Here is a 22,383-nt window from a genome sequence, read left to right on the forward strand (position 1 = left end):
CAAAGCACGACTACAAATATGTAGTCGTGCTTTGGTTTACTACTCGATTACATTAAGATTTGTGGCTTAAGATGGCACGCACATAACTGCGGGTATTGGCGTTATGATCTAACATAAACTCAGCCAGTAGATTCGTCATCTTAGTAATGCCCTCTTCACCGTGCTGCTCACGTATCAACTGCACAATCATTTTTATTTCTTTGCTGCCATCGACTTCAAAACTTGGATCGCTTACTAGCTGCTCTGGTACCCAACGTTCAAGGTAACCGGCAAGCTTGTCTGATTTGTCATATGAATTTTTGGCAAACACTTCAACAAAGGTATTGTCGTTATATTCAACCACAGCAGTCTCTTGCGTTAACGCGGTAAACAATGCACTGCTAAAGTCGTTATCTTCATAGGCTTTTTTAGTGATAATTTCTTGGAACTCTTCCAATACTAAATGGCGATTAGACAGCAATTGGATCGCATCAATCTTAGCTTGCGGATAACCCATGATGTCTTTGGCATTAGTCCAGATACTCGATGCGGTACTCACACCTGGTTGCAAGGTTGAGTGATACGATTGCGCTATATCACCGATGTAATGCATGCCCCACCCCATAAAGCGCCAACCCCAATAATCATGGCCAGTACTAAAGGCATATTCAGACAAGGCTTTGTACATATGCACACGATAGTCAGGGAAAGTCTCACGTAAAAACGGCGCTAAGGTGAATAAGATGCTCGACTCATGATAAAAGCCCATATGAAACGGGGCTTGCGAGCTGTATTCCAACGCGGGATTACCAAAGGCTTGTTTACCAAAGCCATATAGCTTACCGGCTTCGGTATTACTGTCTTCAAACAGGCCGATATCAAGGCCGTTATCGGGATCATCATTGGCTGATACTAACACTTCCATTGGCGTGACCATGTCACCACTTTTGACTTCAACAAAAGTCATGGTGTTGTAATGGGCTAAGTTAGTAAAAACCGCAACTTCAGACGAATCCATGCGACGACGGCCTTGTTCATCCTGCCCAGGTAACAACTGAATGTACGGGTTAACGCGCGCATTCGGGTTGATACGTATGGCATGAATGAAGCTGGTTTGTAAATCTTGGTTCACAGCATCAAATGCTAATGCATCCGGACGGGGTTTATAATGGGCGAAGTTTTCACGTAACCAGGTTTCATTACTTGCTAATAGCTTTTCTAATCCTTTGGCTTCTGCAATGACAAACTCAGCTAAGGTTTCGACCTTAATCGGCGCTTGCTCTGCCACTTCTGGCATAGTGTTTAATATTGGATAGCTAATAAGGCTGTGTTCAGACCAGGCATTGGCGTTACTCACCATCATACTGCTACACAAGAGTGCACCTAAAGTGGTTTTAATCTGGCTTTTAAACAAGGTCGGGGTAAACATAACATTCCTTTGAAATCGGCAATAGATATTTATTAATGTCTGATTATAAATGATCTTTTGTCAAATTGTTGTATGGAGTGTAAGTTTGTGGGGGAGATAAGCTTGTTCAATACCCATTATTTAAAATGAAAAGCAGGTACTATTTAAAAAAAACTAGAATTAAAGCGTACCTGTCTTGATATATCGTCACGTTATTTGATTGTCAACATACCTTCCATACCCTGATCACGGTGACCATCAACCGTACAGAACACCGGGTAAGAGCCTTTTTTTACTGGGACAAAATACAGATCAAGTTGGCCATCTACCATAAGTTCAATGGCAGTAAAATAAGGTGCCTTGATTTCGCCATCTTTGTTTGATTGAATCTTCCGGGTTGCGATAGCTTTGAAAAATTCAGGTGCCGTGAAGTAGTGCTTTACTTTGCCTTTATTTTTAATCACTATTTTGTATGGCTGGCCCGCGTTTAGTTTGAGGCCGTCGGGTTCATAGGCAAACTCATCCATTGTGACTGTGATTGTCTGCATGGTTTTCCAATCGGCTTTTTTCACAATCGCGCCAGCGTCGGTTATATAATCAGCCGCTGATATCGTATTGGCGATCAAAGCCAGCATACCCGCTAACAATGCGATAATCTTCTTATTTAAAAGCATATCTTATCCTCTTTTCGGTCATGAGTTTAATCTCGATAACGACTTTGAGTATAGGATAGAATAGACATGCTTTTTCTCAAGAAACTCTTTTTAGGCTTCAGTACTTATCGAGTGTTGTTGATGTAGTGATGGAGCTAAGTCCCGACTTTAAGTCGAGCGTACTCATGAATAATCTCGGATCATCAATCTTATCCATCATTGCCATACTCGGTAGACATTCGTCATCAACATAATCGGCAAAGTCAGCATCTGGATCAAACACTAAGATATCGAGCGCTAATCTGTCCATACCATAAAGGCCACGGTGGATCATATCAGCAGAGAACACCAGTAAGTCACCCGCAGCTAAGTTTATAACTTTACCATCAGAGAGACTGTCACTACTCACTTTACCTTTAATTTCCTGTCGCACATTAAATTCTTCTTCATTATCCCAGCGCTTGTGCGTACCAGGGATTAATTCCATGCCGAGCTCATCAAATAAAGGCACGCGAAGATGCACTACTTGCGTCTCTTGAACGGCTATTTTTTGCTGCTCAACTTCATGGTCATACTGACAATCTCGATGCCAGAAGTCTCTTTGCTTAGGATTAACAGGATTAAAGAATAGTTGGGTATTCATGAATGCAGCATTAGCAGGTATCACCGACTCAACAGCATCCATCATTTTTTGGGAACTGATAAAATTGAAAAGCTTGAGTCGGTCGTCGCATTCTAAGTAGTCAATACCGGTAATGACCGAAGAATTGAACGCTTCTGAACGATAGAATTGTATGTTGTCTTCTTTCCACGCTTCATGAAATTTCGATACTACTTCTCTCAGTGCTGAGATCTCTGCTGCACTGAAATAATTTCTAATGACAAAGTAACCTTGCTCGTCATATTCGCTGTTTAACTGCGTTTGCTTTTCTACCTTTAACACCCATTACCTCTGTTTTATTATAACAACTCGACTGCCTATTCTTGATTCGATACCTGACAAGATTTATGGATTAAGCCGAGTTCGTTGTGCGTTCGTTTTTCAAGAATAAATTCCATTTCTTCTCCATAACGTTTAATTGGTTTAGTTACACCAACACTTGTCGTGTGTTCTTGATGTAGTGATGGATCTGGCCTTCGACTTTAACGTCAATCATTTCATCTGGTCGGCGATCGTTTGGACAAGGCATTTTCGGCGTGGTACCAAACAGTCGGCAGATTAACGGGCGTTCTTCGTAGACAGTGCAGCCTTTAGGGCCAAGATGTACGCAGTTATATTCATTTAATGCGGCTTCATGCTCAGCATCTGTTTTATATGGCAGGCGCGACATTTCCTCTGCCGATGTCGTTACTGGTCCACAGCAATCATGGCAACCTGGCGTACATTCAAATGTCGGGATCTGCTTTCGCAGTCGAGCGAGATCTTCTTTATTATTGTTCTGTAATAACAATTTTATTTTTTCGTATTCCGAAACCATGATAGTTCTCTACCTAACTTCACTCGAAGATGACAATGCCTGTAAATTTATTGCGTATGTTAACATTTGTAATAGTACCGTGCCTTGATTTACCACCTCTTTTCACCTTACTTCGCGTCTATTTTCAGCTTACTTTGAATCGAGTAGCTCACGTAATGGTGTTGGTAATATTTTTCGGGCTTTACTGGTAATACTTTGTTCATGTTTTTGCCAAAGGATCCCAAGATAAATAATCAATAAACCCAGAACTGTTAATGTTATTGGAAATAACCAACTGTCTTTAAATATATCTGCCGCAAGATAGCCGATATAACCAGTACAACCGAGCGCACCGAAAATAACAAACACTCTCCGCACCAGTAATACGCCAACCGCGATCATGAATAGATTGATAGTAAAGTAAATAAATTTAGCTAATTCGCTATCCGAATACTGTAACGACATGCCGCCCCAGAAAGCGAACACCCCAAATAAATATATCCAAAATGCATAATCTGCTTTGTTACGAGATCGAATATCAATCCAAAAAGCTAACGCAATCATGAGTAGTCCACTGTACATAGATACCAATTTTCTAAGCGTCCAATCAAAATCACCACCAGAAATCATCGACGTCAGATCCATGGTTAAATACCAGAGCGTCACAGCAATTGGCATCATTAAAAATGGATACTTATATTTCCACACCAGAATAGCGCCAACGGCTAAGGTGCTCAGTTCCATATACAACCAATGCCATTTGATATAGCGATGATAATCTCGATATACAGTGTCATCAGGCCAAATCCCTAATGCATGTTGTAATCCATAGACTGCTAATGGGGTCAACGCAATAACAAATGTGCCACATATTCCAGCAGGTATTGCATAACCTTTAGTTTGAAATGTATTGGTCAATGTAAGTCCAATCACCGCATAAAATAGCGAGATAAACACAATACCGACACCACCAAATGACTCCCAGCCTAAATTCATAAAAAGCGTCATCGCACCGATGGCAATCAAACCACCCACATAATAGAGAACATGGGTGAAATCAAACTTAGGCCCTGTACTCGGCTGGTTATTGATGAATGCAATTAACTTCTCAGACTGTTCAAGTGATAAAATATTCTCTTTTACCGCGTCTTCAAGATTTTTCTTCGTTAGATTCAATTCAGACTCCTTTCAATGGCTTGGAGATCCAAACACCCTTGGATTGATCCAATTCCATATAGTATAGCTATTAAAGAATAGTATCCTATCGCCCCCACTTGTCACAATACCCACTTAAGCGCTTGTTTATAGAGGGTCAACTAATTCGAATAAACAGAACTCTGCTAGACTCATTGAGTACCGTATAGACACCTGTTTACGATCTAACTCAAGGAAGGAATTCGACTATGAACAAACTATTTTCCGCATTTATTATGGCTACATTATTTTTTTTTACTAACGTCGCACTAGCCGAAGAGCACCACTCAGAAAAGAAAAGCTTTAAAGTCACTGAGCTCAAACCTGGGTTTCAATTCCTGCAAGGCAAAGGCGGTAATATCTTATTGTCTGAAGGTAAGGATGGTCTGCTTATTGTTGACAGTGACTACAGTGAGATGACACCAGCGTTGCTGGAAACCCTAGCCAAGTATAAAAGCGAGTTAAAGTATGTGCTTAATACCCACTGGCATGGCGATCACACTCAAGGTAATAAAGAACTAGGTAAAAGCGCAGAGATAATTGCCCATGACAATGTCTACCAACGTCTAAATAGTCATCAAGAAGTGAAACTGTTCAACATGGTGTCAAAACCTTATCCAGCTGATGCATTGCCAGATATTACCTTTGATCACTCGCTGACGTTACGCTTCAACGATGAAACCATTAAAGCGCTGCATCTACCCAACGGTCACACCGACGGCGACAGTATTATCTTTTTTGAAAAAGCCAATATAGTGCATATGGGTGACCATTTATTTAATGGCATGTTCCCGTTTGTTGATGTTGGTACCAATGGCAGTGTCCGTGGCATGGTGACAAATATTGATGGCATACTTGATCACATAGCTGACGATACCATAGTCGTACCAGGCCATGGTGCTATATCGAACAAAGAAGAGTTGCTCGCGTTTAGAGACATGTTAGTCGGTACCAGCAACGAAGTTGAAATGATGATGCAACAAAATATGAGCCTTGAAGCGATGCAGGAAAAAGGCTTGAGTGAACAATGGAAAGTCTGGGGGAATGGCTTCTTGAATGAAAAAGTGTGGATAGGCATTATACACAGCAGCTTAACCGCATCACTACAAACTCAGGATACAGCTAAGTAGCGACTCGTTATAGAAAGCCATTAACTTAACGATAATGGCTTTCAGCTCCCATAAATTCAATTGAATTTGTGCTGCCTATCAGCAGGGTGATTAACCCCATCATTAGTGACAACATCACTTAAATCAAATGGATTTACGCCTTGTAAACAGCCTATATTGAAACCATATTCATTTGGATTGGAACGTCGCTGATGATGCGTATAAATACCACAATTAGAACAAAAATAATGTTTCGCTGTAGCAGTATTAAATTCATATAACTTTAGATATTCACTGCCTTTTACAATGCGAATACCATCTAGATTAACGGAGCCAACAATTGCCCCTTTGCGACGGCAAATAGAACAATCACAACGGCGAGGATTTTCTATACCATTTGGTAGTGATAATTCAAGCTCAACTAAACCACAATGGCAGGTTGCTTTATGTTTAGCTTGGATCTTAGTTTTCCCTACTTGCTTCAACATACTTTAAATTCCCTTTGTTTTAATCACCGCAGAATAAACAAGCTAAGGCTATAAGGTAAATGACCTTTACTAACTAGCGACTAACTCAACAGGTTCTAACACAGGGGTATTTTCAACCCGATCTCTTCCCTGATTTTTTGCTTGATAGAGTAAATCATCAACCCGTTTAAACAATTTAGCGATAGGCTCATCGACAATATATTGGGTGACCCCGATGCTGGTGGTAAATGTGACTTCTTGTTGTTGATCTGTCATCACTGACGATTTACGGATAACGTCTGCCACACGCAACGCAACATGAGTGGCTTGCTCTAATTCCAGATGCGGCATCACAACCAGAAATTCTTCGCCGCCAAAACGAGCAATTACGTCGGAATTTCTTAACTCCCATTTTAGCAGTGAAGATATTTTTACTAAAACCTGATCACCAACCATGTGACCGTAAGTATCATTAACACGTTTAAAGTGGTCTAAATCAAACATCATTATACTAAATGATTTTTGCACAGCATTACTGTTTTTTGATATAGCTTCGATTTGACGAATTAATACTCGACGGTTGATCAATCCTGTTAATGAATCGATGGTAGATTCGCGATAAAGTTTCATTAGCATTACCATCTGTCCAGATTGTAGCCATAAACTAATACCGCCAAACAACACTAGCAACCATAGTTTGTCGATAACTGCAGCATAGTTTCCTGAGTATTGAATATACTCAAGTATTGTTAATGGTAATGATATAACACTTAAAAGCGCAATGCCTCCGATGAGAGTCAACGGAAACAAGCCTAGCATTGCAACAATTAAGTACGGTATAAGGGTAAAGCTCAATGGTATATCTCTGTAGGCCATTGTTTGAGTCAACGATAGCTCCGTTGCCGTATAGAATAACACCGGAAATAAAAATGATAGTGTTAATACCAATCGAGTCATATTAACGGTGTTGGAACGTCGAATGAGTTGGCATAGGCCGATTAGAGCACAAGAGAGTATTAACCGATTAACTAATAATAATTCAGCCTGCACATTTTCAAAGGCTATAAAATCAAATAAAGATGATAGTGGCACGCTAATAGCAAAAAATAAGCAGACTAATTTAAGACGTTCGACAATATATTGGTTACGCGTTTGAATAAAGTCTTTTGAATGATGACTTGTGGAAATGACGTCTTCAATAGTACTGTTGCTTGCGAAGAATGACTTGCCTGAATTGAGCAATTTTTGTGGCTTATTTACATGCTGGCGACGATCATCATTTTCTGAGTACGATGAGTTTGGCATTACTTCTTCCTTGATATTACGAACCAATTATATGCCGTAATAATAAATCCAAAGTGTATTTCTAGTTTTGATCTACTGCAATAAAAAAACAGTGGCTAGGTAAGGTAACGGGGGGAAAACGAGTTAGTCACCACGACGCTCTGACTTAACCGCGAACAACATTTTAATTTAATCACGAACAAAATTGAAATATTGATGTCTCACCCGCGATGAATCCTTAAAGAGTTTAAGAGACGCATAAACCATATGAAACATTACTTAAAAGCGGTATTAACATAACATGAAAAAATTAAGTCTTACTATCACAATTTTCGTCCTTGCCATGCTGACAGGTTGTTCATCTACATTGACAACCGGTTCACCGAAAACCATAGCGTACTCAAAATCTCATGATCTTGTTGGCCAAGCATCTTGGTATGGTAGTAAATATCATGGCAAGCGTACTGCCAGTGGCGAGACATACAATATGAGAGCATACACTGCAGCGCATAAAACACTGCCATTTGGTACAGTCGTGAGGGTGACTAATACAGCGAACAATAAATCTGTTGATGTGAAAATTAATGATCGAGGACCATTTGTTAGAGGCAGAATAATAGACCTTTCTCAAAAAGCATTTGAGCAAATAGGCAATACTAGTAAAGGCGTAGTGCCGGTCAGAATAGACATTCTGGATGATAGTAATACCTTTAGATACAAACACTAAAAGGTAGGTGTCTGTGGCGAGGCACCTTTTCTATTTTCTATTCACGATTAACAGTCCGAACCTAGTTAAAACGCTTCATCGTCAGTATAAACAGTAACGGCAAGCTCATCATCTGCACTTTCAGAAACTAAAAAGTTAATCGGTTTACAACATACTTGGCAATCTTCAATATATTGCTGACCCAAGTCGGCAGGATCAATGAGCACTTCAAGTGTCTCGCCACAATAAGGGCATGCTATCGATGTCTCGGTTAATTGATTCAATTGTTTACAACTCCCCTAGTTTGCTGAAATACATGATGCTCAGCTGGCGTAAATCACTCTTCGCAGCATAACGAAGGATGCTGCGAAGTAATGTGACGTTGCGCGTTATTTTTACTGTACTGTTTTTATGAACTTGTTTTTACTGCTCTTGCTTTTCCTCAGTTCTATTCAGGCAGCGACCTCTTGGTTCGTTGCCCTCGTGCAGCACAACATCGGTATGCAAAAACTCAGCAGCCTCGGCAGACTCTTTCACTTTCTTAGCGCTGCGCGCTAACATTTCGGCTTCAAAAGTGTTTAACACACTTGCCCTCACGCCTGCATCTCGCCATTTCGATAAGGGTCTACATTCTTTGGTAATTTCCCTTGCTAGCGACAGAGCATCCAGTAATGCTTGGTTTGCGCCCTGACCTTTGAATGGACTCATAGGGTGAGCAGCATCGCCGATCAAGGTTGCATTCGAGCCCTTTTCTAACAATTCAGCCTTGAGTAGCGCTCGGTCATACACCGGATAACCAGAAACCAGCGCTTCCGGTGTCGCCGTTAATATCTGCGGAATAGGTGCATGCCACTGACATCGACGGATCGCTTCTTCTTTCAGCGCTTTAGGGCCTTGCGCACTCAGTGCTTTAGCTTCGCCTTCTGACATTGGAAAGCTCAGCTGCCACATCACTGAATCTGCGTCATAAGGCATGATGTAGATGCGCTCATGGCCGTTAGCGGTTTGGAATACAGTTGCCGAGTCTAGTAAAGTCCGGTCAAGCGTCTCGTCACCACCTAAACTTTGGATAGCACTCCCTATAGCAGACAGAGGGCAAATGCCCAAAATCGCGATACAGCCTAAATAATTTAATGGTGAAGCCTCATCACCTATCAACAATTTCCGCACCGAACTACGAATACCATCGGCGCCAACGATAAGGTCAGCATGGGCGTGTTGTATTTCACCATCAACCTGAAAGCTCAAATCAACACCTTCAGCCGCAGATTGTTTAAAATCGACTAACTGATGTCCCCACTGCACTGCATCATGTCCGCCTAGCTGTTCAAGCAAGGCTAAACGTAACGACTGCCTAGCGATATGGACATTGGTACGCTTGGGTAATTTACGCTCGTCTGAAGGAACCCACTTTCTGATACCCCATTCACCAATCACTTTACCTTCGGTGGTATGCACCACATGTCGGGTTGACACGATACCATCCTCTAACGAGACAACACCTAATCCTTCAATCGCTCGACTCGCTTGTTGCAACGTCAGTCCATAACCTTGAGATCGTGCTTCGAAGCCGCTATCGCGCTCATAAAGGGTAAAAGGAATGCCACGGTGCAGGCAAGCCACGGCAAGCGCGACACCACCGATACCACCGCCAATAATAGCAAGGTGTGGGTAATTTTTTGTATTAGGTTCTTTCTCAGAGGTAGGCTTGATAGCAGAACGGATCAGTCCTGAACCTTTGCAGTTCGAGCAGGCATCAAGGTGCGGCTTAGGGCGAACAGGCGCAATACCTTCGCTATTATTCTTTTCAAATTGTTCCAACTCACGCTGATAACTGAGTCTTACTTTCTTGCGCAGACGCTTACTGACTTTTCCGCGGCCCTGACAATTTGAACAAATGTGCCACTGGTTCTCTTCAATTTTCAACTTTGCTACCTGCCCTTAACCCGCTTAAGAATAATCGTTAAGCTGTGATTATAACGTTCATTACGGTCTATGAGTGTTTAACTCGAGGAAACTTAGTTTTTTATTGATACAGTTTGTATTTGCGGCGGTTTTTTAACGAGGCACGGATGAAGAATAACCGCTACAAGCTTACTATATAAGGAAGGCTTCGGACTTGCCCAATACCCTAATTAGGTGTTGGCTGCACGACAGTTATTCTTATTTGTTAACGGCGCTTCAAATTAATAGTGATAGCGACAGGAAATTACAGTTAAATGCACGTCATTAACCGTATAAACTAACCGGTTCGTATCGTCGATTCTACGTGACCAAAAACCAGCTAAATTTTCTTTCAATGGTTCAGGTTTACCAATACCTTCAAATGGAGAACGCTTGGCATCGGTGATTAACTTATTAATTCGTTTAAGCGTCTTCTTGTCCTGCCCTTGCCAATACAAGTAGTCATGCCACGCATCATCAGTCCAAGCTAGCATTCGACTCATTCAAGTAAGCCTCTTTCCGTAGTTTGTCCTGCGTTGTATTGAGCGATTGATTTGTTTAAATGAGTAGCATTAGCTGGAGAGCGAGATAAATAAATCGTTTCCATTAAACTATTGTAATAGTCCATAGACATTACTACGGCATCTTCAGCATCTCGACGAGTGATAACTGTGCAATCTGCATCATTAACCACGCCATCAAGAACAGATTTAAGACCATTTCGGGCTTCAGTAAAAGAAACTATACGCATAATTACCTCTTTGTTGAGTTGTACTTAATATTGCACAAGTCTAACTCATAAAAAACAAGATGTACAATATATTGCACAGGTAATGCTAATGCGTTTATACCTTTGGTGTCCGTAAGACTACACAAGACTATTTTCAACCCTATCTCTGCTCTGCCCTGCGCTTTCGCTTGATAAAGTAGATCATCAACACGTGATGCAACTCGAGTCGCCTGCTCTAGTTCTAAATACGGCAGTACAACTAAAAACTCTTCACCACCAAAACGCGCAATAATGATGTATAACGCTATCACAATGGCGCTAAGATAAGCCCAAAACTACGTTAAGCTATTGATTATGAATTGTAATTAACTATACAAAATGGATATCTGACTTGTTCGACACCCTGGATTTAGAACAAAAGTAGGTGCCGACTGCGCGACACCTACTCTGATTTATTAGATTTTATGCTGGTACACCAGATTTAGGGTTAACACCATAATCATTTGCTTCATGGCCATCTTGAGCTAAGAAAAAAACTAAAACAATGATGCCAATAACAGGTATTAATACGATTAACTGCCACCATCCTGAACGGCCAGTATCATGTAACCTTCTTGCAGCAATACTAATACTTGGAATAAGTAATCCAAGAGCTACTAGCCCTGAAATGATATCCAAACCAAGTACACTTAGGACAATATTGATAATCAAATAAATAAGTATGAACATCCAATATTCTTTTCTGCGTGCTCGACCAGTGAAATCAGCATATTTTTTTAGTGCGCCTATAAAATCATCCATTTAGACTTTCCTTGTTATTGATAAAACTTTTAAAACTTAACGTCGTGCTACGCGGCAGAGTACACAATCCAGCGTTCATACTAACCAATAGCACTACCATTATAGTTATGCCTTATTGGAGTATTTCGTATGCATTATTCACAACAGCACTAATTAATTTTCTTTACGAACAATATCTTACCAACCTAAAGCTGCAAGGTAAACGATCTATAACCATTTATGGTTATTTTCGTGTGGTACGGCGAATTCAACTAGCACTGATGCCACTATGCAATTGGGATACGCTATTGCAAAGGGCAGCTAAAACTAGACGTATTTGTCCTTGCTGACAATATGAGATGACATGTATTGGGAGGAGCACGCCAACGACTTAGGCGAAAGGCGAGCACCCAGGTTGAACCTGAAAATCGTAGGACAATAGAGCTAAAAATAATGGGAGGATAAGTGATTAATGACTAAAACTGGCTAAATTATTGATAAAAATAGGTATCTGATGCGCAACACCTATTCTTATTTGTTAACTGCTCTCCGTCATATTGAGCATTTTAATCAATTTAGCTGGCATACCACCAACAAGAGTATCAGGTGCTACATCTTTGGTAACCACTGAACCCGCAGCAACAATAGAACGAGCGCCAATAGTAACACCCTGACAAATAACAACATTGCCGCCAATCCAAACATCATCTTGCACAACAATTGGTAAGCACTGCACTTCCCATTTTCTGCGTCGTTGGTAATCAAGGGGGTGTGTTGGTGTATAAAACTGTGTGCTTGGGCCAATTAAGACGTTATTACCTATGGTTATAGGGGCATTATCTAGCATAGTAACGCCCATATTGATAAACGTATCATTACCTATTGAAATGGTTTTACCGTATTCACATAAGAAAGGAGAACATACAACACTATTTTCACCGATATGATTCAATAGCTGAGCAACGTAAGGTTTAGCCGCCTTAAACTGGCGTTTATTAATGTTTTGCAGCAAATCAAATGCAGTATTTCTCAACAGATCAAACTCTGGGCTATCAGCATCATATTCGATACCTAAGCACATCTTTTCAAATTCACTCATTTCATTCCTAATACATTTTGTTTGTGAATGCCAAAGTCTCAATATCGTCCATTTCACGTTCAAAGTATTGATATAGGACAATTAAACATTATCTACTTGGCAAGTATTTTTATTCACCGTTATTTATACAGGGTTTCAACATACTTATGAGTTGGTTCTTCAAGAAGGTCTTGAGGATGATCACCTCCGAATGTTAACCACTTGCTTTTACCTGAATATGTAATGTTACCAATTTCTGTTTTTGTTTTAGAGTCGTAAGTAATAATTTGAATTTCTATTTTATCAACTTTTCCAGACCACTCTGTTGCCCTATCCTCCCAATGTAAAATAATCGGTTCTACATAATAGCCATATTTACTAGAGTCGATAGAATCTAAACAATTTTTATCTTTGCAGTCAGTAGTAATAGCTACTTTATTGGTATTTTTGGAAAATGCACTCCGTATTGCATTAGCCGTCATACGCCCTGAGTTTCTATATTCAGTTTGGTCATACCAACCATTTTCAGGGGTTGAAATTAAAACCCCTGAATTTTGATCTAATTTCACTTCTGGTGACTGGTATTCATTATGTTTATATGAAGAACTGCACCCCGAAAGAAAAATAATTGCAGTACCAAACATGACAATATTACGGTTCATAGATTTACTCCTGTGATACAGATAACGCCCTATTAAGCGGCAAATGGTTGTTGAACAAAGCGGCTACGCTGACTTGTTACATTATTTTCTAGCCACAACATGACAAGCTTTACTATTATGGCCAGTCATTGTTTGGTTGTTAATAACCAAAGACTTTTCTATTTTGAATTCACTCACTATGCTCTTAATGTCTGCCTGAGTGCCATGCCACATGGGAACACCAACACCTGACGTGAACAATACGCTTTCATCAGCACAAAACTCAGCCAAATAAATCACCCCATTTGGCTTTAAGATCCGCAATAGTTCGGAAACAACATTTGCTCTAATTTTCTGGTCTCGAATACAGGTAAAAACAGCACAACTAATGACTGCGTCAAATGATTCATCAGGGAACGGCAGAGGTGTCCCCATTACGTGATTCAACTCAAGGTAAGGAAATTCATTAGTCCCTCGATTAATCATTTCTAATGAGGAATCAACACCAGTGATATTTTTAAAGCCTAAGCCATGAAGCTGATTAGTGATGCGTCCATATCCACAACCAAAATCGAGCACTTGGCTAGAAGAAGGAAGCCTATCGGTCAGTAGTTCATTGATTATTTCAAGGTTGAATTCAACTTTATAAGCAACATCATTCCAATTACTCAAACCTAGTTCCTTAAATCTGGAGTGAATTAAGAGAGTCGATACATTTGACTCTATGTTCATTTTCAAATTCGCCTTGTTTGCTACTGAGCACTACTTTCTTGAAGGCTCATGCTTTTCATGCATTGGTAATTTAACATCGAGTTCCTCCCAGTTTCCCTTCGAGGTAATGAAATTATGGGAAATTGGTCGCTCAACGATATCACTGTCGATCACACCTAAACGTATTCTCAATTTTTCAGGCTTCTCCGAGTTTGAGCTATAGATTGGAGAACCACACGTAGAGCAGAAATACTTTCGCTTTCCCTCACTGCTTTCATAGTATTTAAGTGCATTCTTAATATCGGTAATGTGAAGTTCAGACGCATTCACAAATCCATTTGTAGCGTAGACACTCCCACTTGCTTTACGACAGCGAGAACAATGGCAATAAATCGGATCTGAAATTGCGCCATTCAATTCAAACTGAATAGATCCGCACAAACAACTTCCAGTATACATTTAAACCCCTTAATATTAACCAAGATTGTAATTAGCCTAACGCCACAATTACAAAAACAAAATTAGAATAAAAATGTAATCAGTTACATCATACCGACGTAACTAGGTGTTGATTGAATTCGATGGCACCACTTTTTAATCTCAGGATAATGGTTTAAATCAAAACCACCCTCATCAGCAACATGGCTATAAGCATAAAGTGAAATATCAGCAATCGTCATTTCATTACCCACTAAAAACTTAGTTTGAGCCAACTGGTTTTCCATTAATTGCAGCGCTTTATTACCGCCCTCTTGAAGGGAAAAATATTCATCTTCCCTTTCTTTAGGCATACCTAAATATTTTTGAATAAAACGGGCGACAGCAATAAAAGGTTCATGGCTATATTGTTCGAAGAAAAGCCATTCATACACCTTAGCCTTCAGGTAAATATCGGTTGGTAGCAGAGCTGTATTCTCGGCAAAATACCCTAATATTGCGTTAGATTCACATAGGTAACGACCATCATCTAATTCGACAGCGGGGATCTTGCCATTTGGATTTTTAGAGCGGAACGCATCAGTTTTCGTTTCACCGGCTAAAATATTCACATCAATCCATTCATGTTCAATACTTAAAAACGATAATAACATCTTCACTTTTAAGCAATTTCCTGATTGTAGATCACCATATACTTTCATTTTCGCCCTCCTTGACGATTCGGCTTATACTAAGTTTAGATTTATACTAAACGTTGATATTAAACGTTTATAGTACCTTTCAGGTATAGCACCCCTTGACCAGACACAATGACATGCTGATTTGAAACCTGACAATTTAAAATACCACCTCGGCGAGAGGCTTGGTATGCCAACAAGTTAGTTTTGTTTAATTTATCTGCCCAATAAGGCGCCAAGCCCGCATGAATAGAGCCTGTAACAGGATCTTCATCGCCACCGTTTGCTGGCCAGAAATAACGCGAAATGAAATCATATTGAGTAGATGCTGAAGTGACGACAACGTCATAAGGGGCAAGCTGCTTCAATTGTTCTGAATCATAAGTGACATCTAATACGTCTTGTTCACTGTTTAAAATAGCAAAGTAGGCCTGTCTATTCCTCAGCACCTGCGTTGGTGTTTTAGAAAGCCCTAAGAGTAGCGGCTCTGGTATATCAGCAATAGGCTCCGGCATTTGAGCAGGGAAAGTCATTTCGATTTCATCGTCCTGATTAAGTACGACTCTTAAAGTACCAACTTCAGAGGTGATAAACTCAATTTCGTTTTCAACACCAAACTCATGAAATAGCACGAAAGCAGACGCCAATGTCGCATGACCACAAAAATCAATTTCTGTCAGGGGTGAGAACCAACGAATTTCGTACTGGTTACCATCAACCAGCCTGATAAACGCAGTTTCCGATAGGTTGTTCTCTGCTGCGATACTTTGCATCAATTCAGCGGTTAACCAATTATCCACTGGAATGACAGCTGCTGAATTACCTTTGAACTGTTGATCTGTAAACGCATCAACAACGAATATATCCATTTTCAATGTATGAACTCCTTTTGCTTTATAACTGAAAAACACTCAACCAACTTGGGTATATGGCGAGTTTTCAAGGCTGGTCACAGTAGAAGCAACAATCAACTCACCGCCGTATTTTCTATGATAGGTAAGGATAATGGTCCAAGTTCATTGATTCGCACCCTATCGATAATATTGTAGTGATAAATTATATATCCACTCATATTTCAACGTCCCTGATGCTGATTGTAATAAATCGCGTTGATTCATTTACTATAAACGATTCTGATTTTGCCATTATCGCAGCGGTACACCTGACAAGTGTGGATGCAAAAAGATCACCGATGAAAACACGACGACACCAACCACAAAACATACTAAGTCTTGAAGCCAACTTGCACGAGGAGGTTTGACCCATTTCCCTTCTCTTTTATTGATTAATACTATCTCTATCACTGCCCACAAACCAAGCCAGCTGAAGAGCAAAATCGAGCGAGAATCCCCGTTTACGAGTAAATGAGCCACCGCCCAAATTACAACACTTAATAATTGAGGATGGCGAATAAACTGCTTTATTTTTGTTGGCAATTTAGAGGCTACAAATAGAATAAATGCAATCGCCATTAAAATGACTGACAACGGTCGGACAAATCCAGGCAACATATACAAATATGTTGGAACAGAACTACCCCAACCCGTTACGATGAGTACTAACGATAAGACAATCATAGCCACAAACACAGCCATATAAATTAGTTGTCCTACACTATTAACAAATGCAGCTTTACTCGATGCAAAAACTGATGGGAAAAAGTGAACGACAGACCAAAGCATCAGTCCAGAAAACAGATAAATCATAGGAACTCCTTGTTAAATTTAATATACATAGCGCCTTGCTAAGCGGAAATTAATAGCTAGCTATAATCAAGAAATGAACAATGCTGAGTATAATAAATCGCGTTGATGCATTTACTATAAACAATTCTGATTTTGCCAATAATCATAAAGACCATTGATATCTGACGAACACATTAAACTCATTGCACCCTTAATTTTCTCATCACTCCATTGCCACCATTTCATTTCTAATAACTGCGCAATTTCACTTTCAGTAAAACGATAACGGATATGTTTTGCTGGGTTTGAACCAACAATTGAATAAGGTGCGACATCTTTGGTTACGACAGCACGGCTTGCGATAATTGCGCCGTCACCAACCGTTACCCCGCTCATAATCATCGCTTCAGTGCCAATCCAAACATCGTTACCAATTACCGTATCGCCAGAACGTTCAAATCCATCTTTAGCATCTGAGAAATTTTCATCGTCTTGGTAGAAAAATGGGAAGGTACTGACCCAATTATTTTGATGCCCTTGATTACCCGCCATCATAAACACAGCACCCGAGCCAATTGAGCAATAACTACCAATAATTAACTTATCAATGTCAGTTCTATCAGGCAGTAAATAGCGAGCGCAATCATCAAAACTATGGTTATGATAATAGCCAGAATAGTAACTGTGCTCACCCACGATGATATTAGGGTTCGTCACTTGTTCTTTCAATGATTTACCCACAAAAGGGCTTTCGAAATAATTGTTCAACTTAAATCCTTTTTAAAGCCTAGGTGATACCACTAAAGGGCTAGCAATTTAATTTTAAAGTGTGTCCTGACAAAATCGAAATAAGTAACCATCGGGGGGTTGGACGATAAATTGCTGTTGAACCTCTATATGATTACCACATTTATATGACTTAGACTCTAAGTGTAAATATATCGCATCTGAAGCGAGTGATTTAACATTACGATATAAAGCTTCGATATCTTCAACGTCCCACTGGAAATTAACACCACGCCCTAAAGGAGCCTCAAGCTTATCTGAGATCCACTTTCGGCTATTACCGTTAATTCCTTCAAGCATCAAATCAACACCATCAAGCGTGAGATATGCGAACTCTTCTTTCGGTCGTTCGTATTTTACAGCGAACCCCAATACATTAACGAAGAACGATTTACTCACATTTATATCGAAACAGTAAAGCTCTGGAACTACTCGTAATGTCATAATTTCCTTATTTACCTATTTACCTATTTACCTATTTACCTATTTACATAGTCGGGAACACCGTAAACATCGGCGAACTAATATGGTGCCTTTTTTACTCTGAAAAATGTGACATATTAGGAATTTGCAGCGTTACCATGTCAGGTGATTTTAAAGTGTCTGTTTGCTGCTTATTTTTAATATCTATGACGAATTTGCTGTGACATTTTTCAAAGTGATAAATTGCAGTGATATGAAGCGGCTTGTGGTTTTTAGCTAAAATGATATCTGTATCGTAACCAGTTGAATCTTCTCGGAAGCTCTCTTCAAAACTTAATTGTGTGTAAATATCATATTGATTTGAACTTGATAAGTTACCATATCGCAGTTCGACTCTTTTTAATTTGGCATGTTCAATTAAAGGGAAATAAAAAGAAACCATGGTATCTCCGTCGCTGTATATATGGTTTTCGACTAAAATACCTGATTCATTATTAATTTCACACTCAACCTCTTCAATATCTATATATGCTTCGTTCTCGTCAGCATGGGCAGATAAGGAAAAGGTAATTATTAATAATAAAATGTATTTCAGTACTTGCTTCATATAAAACCTAACGCCTTATTAAGCGGCGGCAAATAGTTAGCTAAACTGTTTATCGCGATTATGAGGTGCAGTCCAATCTTGCTTATGCGAAACAGGAATAATGCCGTAAGGGTTAATCGCTAAATGGCTCGCATAATAATGACACTTAATATGCGCTTCATTAACGGTTTTAGCGACATTCGGTACTTGATACAATTCCAACATATAGTTGTAGATGTTGCTAAATTCTTTGATCAACTTCAAATTACACTTGAAATGGGTATGATACACAGAATCAAAACGCACTAATGTGGCCCATAAACGCCAATCAGCCTCGGTAATTTCATCTCCCGTTAAATAGCGCTGTTTTGAAAACTTTTCGTCAAGACCTTCTAGCGCGATAAAAAGCGCTTTAACATTTTTGTCATACGCTTCTTGGGTAGTGGCAAAACCTGTTTTATAAACACCATTGTTAATTTTGTGATAAACCAACTCATTTTCTTGGTCGATTTTTTCTCTTAACTGCTCAGGGTAAAAATCTTCTGTATTTCCAGTAATGGCGTTAAAAGCGCTATTAAACATGCGAATAATTTCAGAAGATTCATTATTTACAATCACTTTATCTTTTTTGTCCCATAAAATAGGTACGCTATTGACTCCACTGTAATCGGGGTCTTGAGATAAGTACTTTTCAGCAATAAAGTTATCACCGTATAAATCATCACCTGTTGTACCGTAAAGTTTTGCTGATTCTTCATCATGCTTAAAGCTCCAACCATTTTCATGCATAACAGGATGAACCACACTAACGGTAATCAAATCTTCTAATCCTTTTAATTGGCGGAAAATCAAGGTGCGATGTGCCCAAGGACAAGCCAATGATACATATAAATGATAACGACCCGCTTCGGCTTGAAAACCTTCACGTCCTGTTATACCCGCACTGCCATCGGCGGTGATCCAATTTCTAAATTGTGATTCTTTACGCTGGTATTCACCATCTTTTATGCTGCTGCCCCAGCTATTTTTTACTGATTTCATTATAATGCCTATTAGTTTATTTCGTTGTTGTATCTCTTTATTGAATATAAATAAAGAGATACGATGATTACGTTAATGTTGTTTCATTTTGACGAATAAACGCTGTTATGTCTGTTACGATCAAATAATATGTACAGCTTCTTCAAAAGTAAGTCTTGGTCCACGAGGGTAATTTCCGGTGCTGTCACCATAGCCAAGATTAATTAAGAAGTTAGACTTGTATCGCCCTTCTGGAAAAAACTCGGCATCAACAGCATTATTATCAAAACCGCTCATAGGTCCACAATCTAAGCCCAACATACGCGCTGCGATAATTAAATAAGCCCCTTGCATTGAACTATTTCGTTCTGCCGTTGCTTTAGTAAAAGACTCATTGCTTTCAAACATTCCTTTCGCATCGGGTAATGCAGGAAACTGCTCAGGCAGGTGATTAAAAAACTCCATATCTGAAGCAATAATAACCGTAACAGGAGCTACTAAGCTTTTTTCTTGATTACCAGGTAAAAGCGTTGAGTTTAAACGCTTTTTAGCTTCAGCCGTTTTCAAAAAAACAAAATGTCCTGGTTGGCTGTTCATTGACGTTGGCCCCCATTTCATCAATTCATAAAGCTGAGCTAATAATTCATCTGATACTTGTGCTTGGGTAAAGGTATTAAAAGTGCGTGCATTAATAAATGTTTGCTCTAATGCGTCATTCCCTAAAATATTGTTGTTTAATGATTTACTTGCTAATAATGTCGACATTTTCATTTCCTAAAAAGTATACTAATTATGGTTAATGGTTTGATATTAGCCAGTTTTTTTCATTTCAATAATAATGAAATGGGCATGATTGCCTTTTAAAGAAAAGTTCACTTTTCCAGCTGACGTTAACTCCAAAGAATCTCTTTCATTCAATGCTGGGTAACCTTCAACATGCATACGGCCTTCAACACAAGTAATGTAAGCCTGTCTACTGGGCTTTAATTCAAATTCAACGGTAGAACACGAATCTGTAATTTCAGAAGCATATACATTAACATCAGTATTAATGTATAAAGGTGATGTGCCTTTATTTTTGGGATTACCGACAATGTGTAATAATTTATTTTCTCTATCTGCTAACGTAAACCCTTTATGACTATAGCGAACGGCACCACCTCTTTTTGGAGGCATGATCCAAATTTGTAAAAAACGACACCAGTCACCTTGCTTATTCATTTCTGAATGCAGCACGCCATTGCCAGCTGAAATGGCTTGCACGTGGCCTCGTCCAATAGTTTCTTCTTTTTTAGAAACACTATCCCAATGCGTTAACTTACCTTTAACCACATAACTGATAATTTCCATATCTTTATGAGGATGACGGCCAAAGCCACTGCGAGGTTTTACATCATCATCGTTTAAAACACGTAATGCGCCAAACCCCATTCGTGATTGATCGTGATAATTCGCAAATGAAAAATGAAAGCGTGAATTTGCTGGGTGCATATGACTGCTAGACAAAGAATATAATTCTGAAGCATTAATTTTTTGATGAGTTGTCTTCATGGCAATTACTCTAGGGTAAATAGGTTGTCCTTTATCGACCAATGGTGAACATCGGCCGATTGACTATATTGTGTATTATGTTGATTAAGTACTTAGCATAAAAGCAGCTGGGCGAATCAATAAACCAATTAATAACGCGATGCCACCACGACTGGCTAATAAAGCTAGTTTTTTATTAAAGTTCGGTGTTTAAGCTCGTTGTATTTGTTCAATGGAGTTATTATATTTAAAGGCAATAATAAATAATAACGGTAAAATATGATCATTCAGTTCAAAACATTTGAATTGATGACACCCTATAATAATAGGCTGTTTCTTTTAGGTATAACGATCAATAGCACAAGCTACTTCATTATGATTAACCAAAAACCTAAGAGTAAAAGTAAATAATTCATTATGGTTAAAAATAGCTGTTTGTTTAATTTGGTGTTAATTTTTACGCCAAGCCAATTACCAAATAAAGCCAGTGGAATAAATGCCATTGCCGTTAAAATAACTTCCCCTGTTAACATCCCCAAAGCGCTTACTCCAATGAGTTTGAAAACATTCATCAAGGCAAAGAATGCCGAAGCGGTAGCAATGAATTCTGCAGGCGATAACCCGATAGCACTAAAATAAATAATAATAGGCGGCCCACCTGCATGAACTAAACTGCTGGTGATAGCTGAAAAAATCGACATCATCAAAGCACCCACTTTATTATTCAAAGCGGTGAGTGTTACTTGTTTGAACATTATATTTTTGAGTGAAAAAACAATACAGATGATGCCAATAATGAATTGAAGCTGTTCAGCATTAATAAAATCTATGATCAGATAAGCAACCCCTACTCCAAGAATAGCGCCAGGAATAAGCGACATTAATAAGCGATGGTCCCATTTTTCCAATAACTTCTTACACTTAATATGTCGCCAACAATGAGTAAAGGCAACATTAATGCAATGGCTTCAGTTGCGGGTAATTTGATCATTAAAAGAGGCACAGCTAAAACGCCAAGAGCCCCTGCAAAAGCTGATTTTGAAACTCCTATCAGCACAACAACGGTTGCGATTAATACAATCGTTATTATGTCCATA

The 22,383-nt window shown here is 39.3% G+C and carries 28 protein-coding genes and 1 pseudogene; 2 read left to right on the top strand and 27 right to left on the bottom strand.

Annotation, left to right across the window (positions count from 1 at the left end; genetic code table 11):
* Positions 1–52 precede the first annotated feature (52 nt).
* From CXF93_RS11910 to CXF93_RS11930, 5 genes are all read right to left on the bottom strand, one after another.
* Positions 53–1,408 carry a hypothetical protein gene (locus tag CXF93_RS11910; protein ID WP_101062721.1) on the bottom strand — a complete coding sequence of 452 codons (1,356 nt, stop codon included), beginning with the start codon at positions 1,406–1,408 and terminating at the stop codon, positions 53–55.
* A gap of 191 nt (positions 1,409–1,599) precedes the next feature.
* A complete protein-coding gene (locus tag CXF93_RS11915; RefSeq protein WP_198551650.1) occupies positions 1,600–2,061 on the bottom strand; it encodes a cupredoxin domain-containing protein in 462 nt (153 codons plus the stop codon).
* Positions 2,062–2,158: 97 nt separating this feature from the next.
* A complete protein-coding gene (locus tag CXF93_RS11920; protein ID WP_101062722.1) occupies positions 2,159–2,983 on the bottom strand; it encodes a phytanoyl-CoA dioxygenase family protein in 825 nt (274 codons plus the stop codon).
* Positions 2,984–3,128: 145 nt separating this feature from the next.
* Positions 3,129–3,518, bottom strand: coding sequence for a YkgJ family cysteine cluster protein (locus CXF93_RS11925; RefSeq protein WP_101062723.1), 390 nt, complete (start codon positions 3,516–3,518; stop codon positions 3,129–3,131).
* A gap of 129 nt (positions 3,519–3,647) precedes the next feature.
* Positions 3,648–4,673 carry a DUF2157 domain-containing protein gene (locus CXF93_RS11930; protein ID WP_101062724.1) on the bottom strand — a complete coding sequence of 342 codons (1,026 nt, stop codon included), beginning with the start codon at positions 4,671–4,673 and terminating at the stop codon, positions 3,648–3,650.
* A 227-nt stretch (positions 4,674–4,900) separates the two neighbouring features.
* On the opposite strand from CXF93_RS11930, the gene CXF93_RS11935 reads away from it, so the two are divergent.
* Positions 4,901–5,821, top strand: a complete 921-nt coding sequence (locus CXF93_RS11935) for an MBL fold metallo-hydrolase (protein ID WP_101062725.1) — start codon at positions 4,901–4,903, stop codon at positions 5,819–5,821.
* 56 nt (positions 5,822–5,877) lie between these two features.
* Here the strand turns inward: CXF93_RS11935 and CXF93_RS11940 are convergent, their stop codons facing one another.
* Both CXF93_RS11940 and CXF93_RS11945 read right to left on the bottom strand, forming a co-directional pair.
* Positions 5,878–6,288, bottom strand: a complete 411-nt coding sequence (locus CXF93_RS11940) for a GFA family protein (RefSeq protein WP_101062726.1) — start codon at positions 6,286–6,288, stop codon at positions 5,878–5,880.
* Between the two features lie 69 nt (positions 6,289–6,357).
* Positions 6,358–7,572 (bottom strand): GGDEF domain-containing protein, encoded by a 1,215-nt coding sequence (locus tag CXF93_RS11945; RefSeq protein WP_101062727.1) that lies wholly within the window; start codon positions 7,570–7,572, stop codon positions 6,358–6,360.
* Positions 7,573–7,852: 280 nt separating this feature from the next.
* Here CXF93_RS11945 and CXF93_RS11950 point away from each other — a divergent pair, with 280 nt between their 5' ends.
* Positions 7,853–8,278: a septal ring lytic transglycosylase RlpA family protein gene (locus tag CXF93_RS11950; protein WP_101062728.1), complete on the top strand. Its 426-nt coding sequence runs from the start codon at positions 7,853–7,855 to the stop codon at positions 8,276–8,278.
* Between the two features lie 65 nt (positions 8,279–8,343).
* Here CXF93_RS11950 and CXF93_RS11955 read toward each other — a convergent pair whose 3' ends face one another.
* From CXF93_RS11955 to CXF93_RS12060, 20 genes and pseudogenes are all read right to left on the bottom strand, one after another.
* Entirely contained in the window at positions 8,344–8,541 is a 198-nt protein-coding gene (locus CXF93_RS11955; RefSeq protein WP_101062729.1) for a CPXCG motif-containing cysteine-rich protein, read from the bottom strand.
* Positions 8,542–8,680: 139 nt separating this feature from the next.
* Positions 8,681–10,183: an NAD(P)/FAD-dependent oxidoreductase gene (locus tag CXF93_RS11960; protein WP_101062730.1), complete on the bottom strand. Its 1,503-nt coding sequence runs from the start codon at positions 10,181–10,183 to the stop codon at positions 8,681–8,683.
* A gap of 260 nt (positions 10,184–10,443) precedes the next feature.
* Positions 10,444–10,704, bottom strand: a complete 261-nt coding sequence (locus CXF93_RS11965) for a Txe/YoeB family addiction module toxin (protein WP_101062731.1) — start codon at positions 10,702–10,704, stop codon at positions 10,444–10,446.
* Positions 10,701–10,952 (bottom strand): type II toxin-antitoxin system Phd/YefM family antitoxin, encoded by a 252-nt coding sequence (locus CXF93_RS11970; protein ID WP_101062732.1) that lies wholly within the window; start codon positions 10,950–10,952, stop codon positions 10,701–10,703. The genes CXF93_RS11965 and CXF93_RS11970 overlap by 4 nt, the downstream gene beginning before the upstream one ends.
* A 2-nt stretch (positions 10,953–10,954) precedes the next feature.
* Positions 10,955–11,242 (bottom strand): diguanylate cyclase, encoded by a 288-nt coding sequence (locus CXF93_RS11975; protein ID WP_101062733.1) that lies wholly within the window; start codon positions 11,240–11,242, stop codon positions 10,955–10,957.
* Between the two features lie 151 nt (positions 11,243–11,393).
* Positions 11,394–11,732 (bottom strand): DUF805 domain-containing protein, encoded by a 339-nt coding sequence (locus tag CXF93_RS11980; protein ID WP_101062734.1) that lies wholly within the window; start codon positions 11,730–11,732, stop codon positions 11,394–11,396.
* Positions 11,733–12,249: 517 nt separating this feature from the next.
* Positions 12,250–12,810 carry a sugar O-acetyltransferase gene (locus CXF93_RS11990; protein WP_101062736.1) on the bottom strand — a complete coding sequence of 187 codons (561 nt, stop codon included), beginning with the start codon at positions 12,808–12,810 and terminating at the stop codon, positions 12,250–12,252.
* A gap of 119 nt (positions 12,811–12,929) precedes the next feature.
* Entirely contained in the window at positions 12,930–13,451 is a 522-nt protein-coding gene (locus CXF93_RS11995; protein ID WP_101062737.1) for a DUF4823 domain-containing protein, read from the bottom strand.
* An 81-nt stretch (positions 13,452–13,532) separates the two neighbouring features.
* Positions 13,533–14,102, bottom strand: coding sequence for a class I SAM-dependent methyltransferase (locus CXF93_RS12000; protein ID WP_101063345.1), 570 nt, complete (start codon positions 14,100–14,102; stop codon positions 13,533–13,535).
* A 90-nt stretch (positions 14,103–14,192) separates the two neighbouring features.
* Entirely contained in the window at positions 14,193–14,600 is a 408-nt protein-coding gene (locus CXF93_RS12005; protein ID WP_101062738.1) for a GFA family protein, read from the bottom strand.
* 83 nt (positions 14,601–14,683) lie between these two features.
* Positions 14,684–15,280, bottom strand: coding sequence for a glutathione S-transferase family protein (locus tag CXF93_RS12010; protein ID WP_101062739.1), 597 nt, complete (start codon positions 15,278–15,280; stop codon positions 14,684–14,686).
* Positions 15,281–15,339: 59 nt separating this feature from the next.
* Positions 15,340–16,131, bottom strand: a complete 792-nt coding sequence (locus CXF93_RS12015; protein WP_198551651.1) for a PhzF family phenazine biosynthesis protein — start codon at positions 16,129–16,131, stop codon at positions 15,340–15,342.
* 270 nt (positions 16,132–16,401) lie between these two features.
* Positions 16,402–16,962: an NnrU family protein gene (locus tag CXF93_RS12025; protein WP_101062741.1), complete on the bottom strand. Its 561-nt coding sequence runs from the start codon at positions 16,960–16,962 to the stop codon at positions 16,402–16,404.
* A gap of 114 nt (positions 16,963–17,076) precedes the next feature.
* Positions 17,077–17,709: a type B chloramphenicol O-acetyltransferase gene (gene catB / locus CXF93_RS12030; RefSeq protein WP_101062742.1), complete on the bottom strand. Its 633-nt coding sequence runs from the start codon at positions 17,707–17,709 to the stop codon at positions 17,077–17,079.
* 54 nt (positions 17,710–17,763) lie between these two features.
* Complete coding sequence (locus tag CXF93_RS12035; RefSeq protein ID WP_101062743.1) at positions 17,764–18,171, bottom strand: VOC family protein; 408 nt, start codon at positions 18,169–18,171, stop codon at positions 17,764–17,766.
* A gap of 94 nt (positions 18,172–18,265) precedes the next feature.
* The gene (locus CXF93_RS12040; protein ID WP_101062744.1) at positions 18,266–18,757 is read right to left on the bottom strand and encodes a hypothetical protein; all 492 of its coding nucleotides are present in this window, start codon (positions 18,755–18,757) and stop codon (positions 18,266–18,268) included.
* A 36-nt stretch (positions 18,758–18,793) separates the two neighbouring features.
* A complete protein-coding gene (locus CXF93_RS12045; RefSeq protein WP_101062745.1) occupies positions 18,794–19,777 on the bottom strand; it encodes a glutathione S-transferase family protein in 984 nt (327 codons plus the stop codon).
* Between the two features lie 120 nt (positions 19,778–19,897).
* On the bottom strand, positions 19,898–20,521 hold the full coding sequence (locus CXF93_RS12050) for a malonic semialdehyde reductase (RefSeq protein WP_101062746.1): 624 nt from the start codon (positions 20,519–20,521) through the stop codon (positions 19,898–19,900).
* 45 nt (positions 20,522–20,566) lie between these two features.
* Positions 20,567–21,307 (bottom strand): pirin-like bicupin family protein, encoded by a 741-nt coding sequence (locus CXF93_RS12055; protein ID WP_101062747.1) that lies wholly within the window; start codon positions 21,305–21,307, stop codon positions 20,567–20,569.
* A gap of 344 nt (positions 21,308–21,651) precedes the next feature.
* Positions 21,652–22,382 (bottom strand): annotated as a pseudogene (locus CXF93_RS12060) (sulfite exporter TauE/SafE family protein).
* Between the last annotated feature and the right edge of the window lies 1 nt (position 22,383).

The organism is Moritella sp. Urea-trap-13 (assembly GCF_002836355.1).
In the GTDB taxonomy this organism is placed as follows: Bacteria; Pseudomonadota; Gammaproteobacteria; order Enterobacterales; family Moritellaceae; genus Moritella.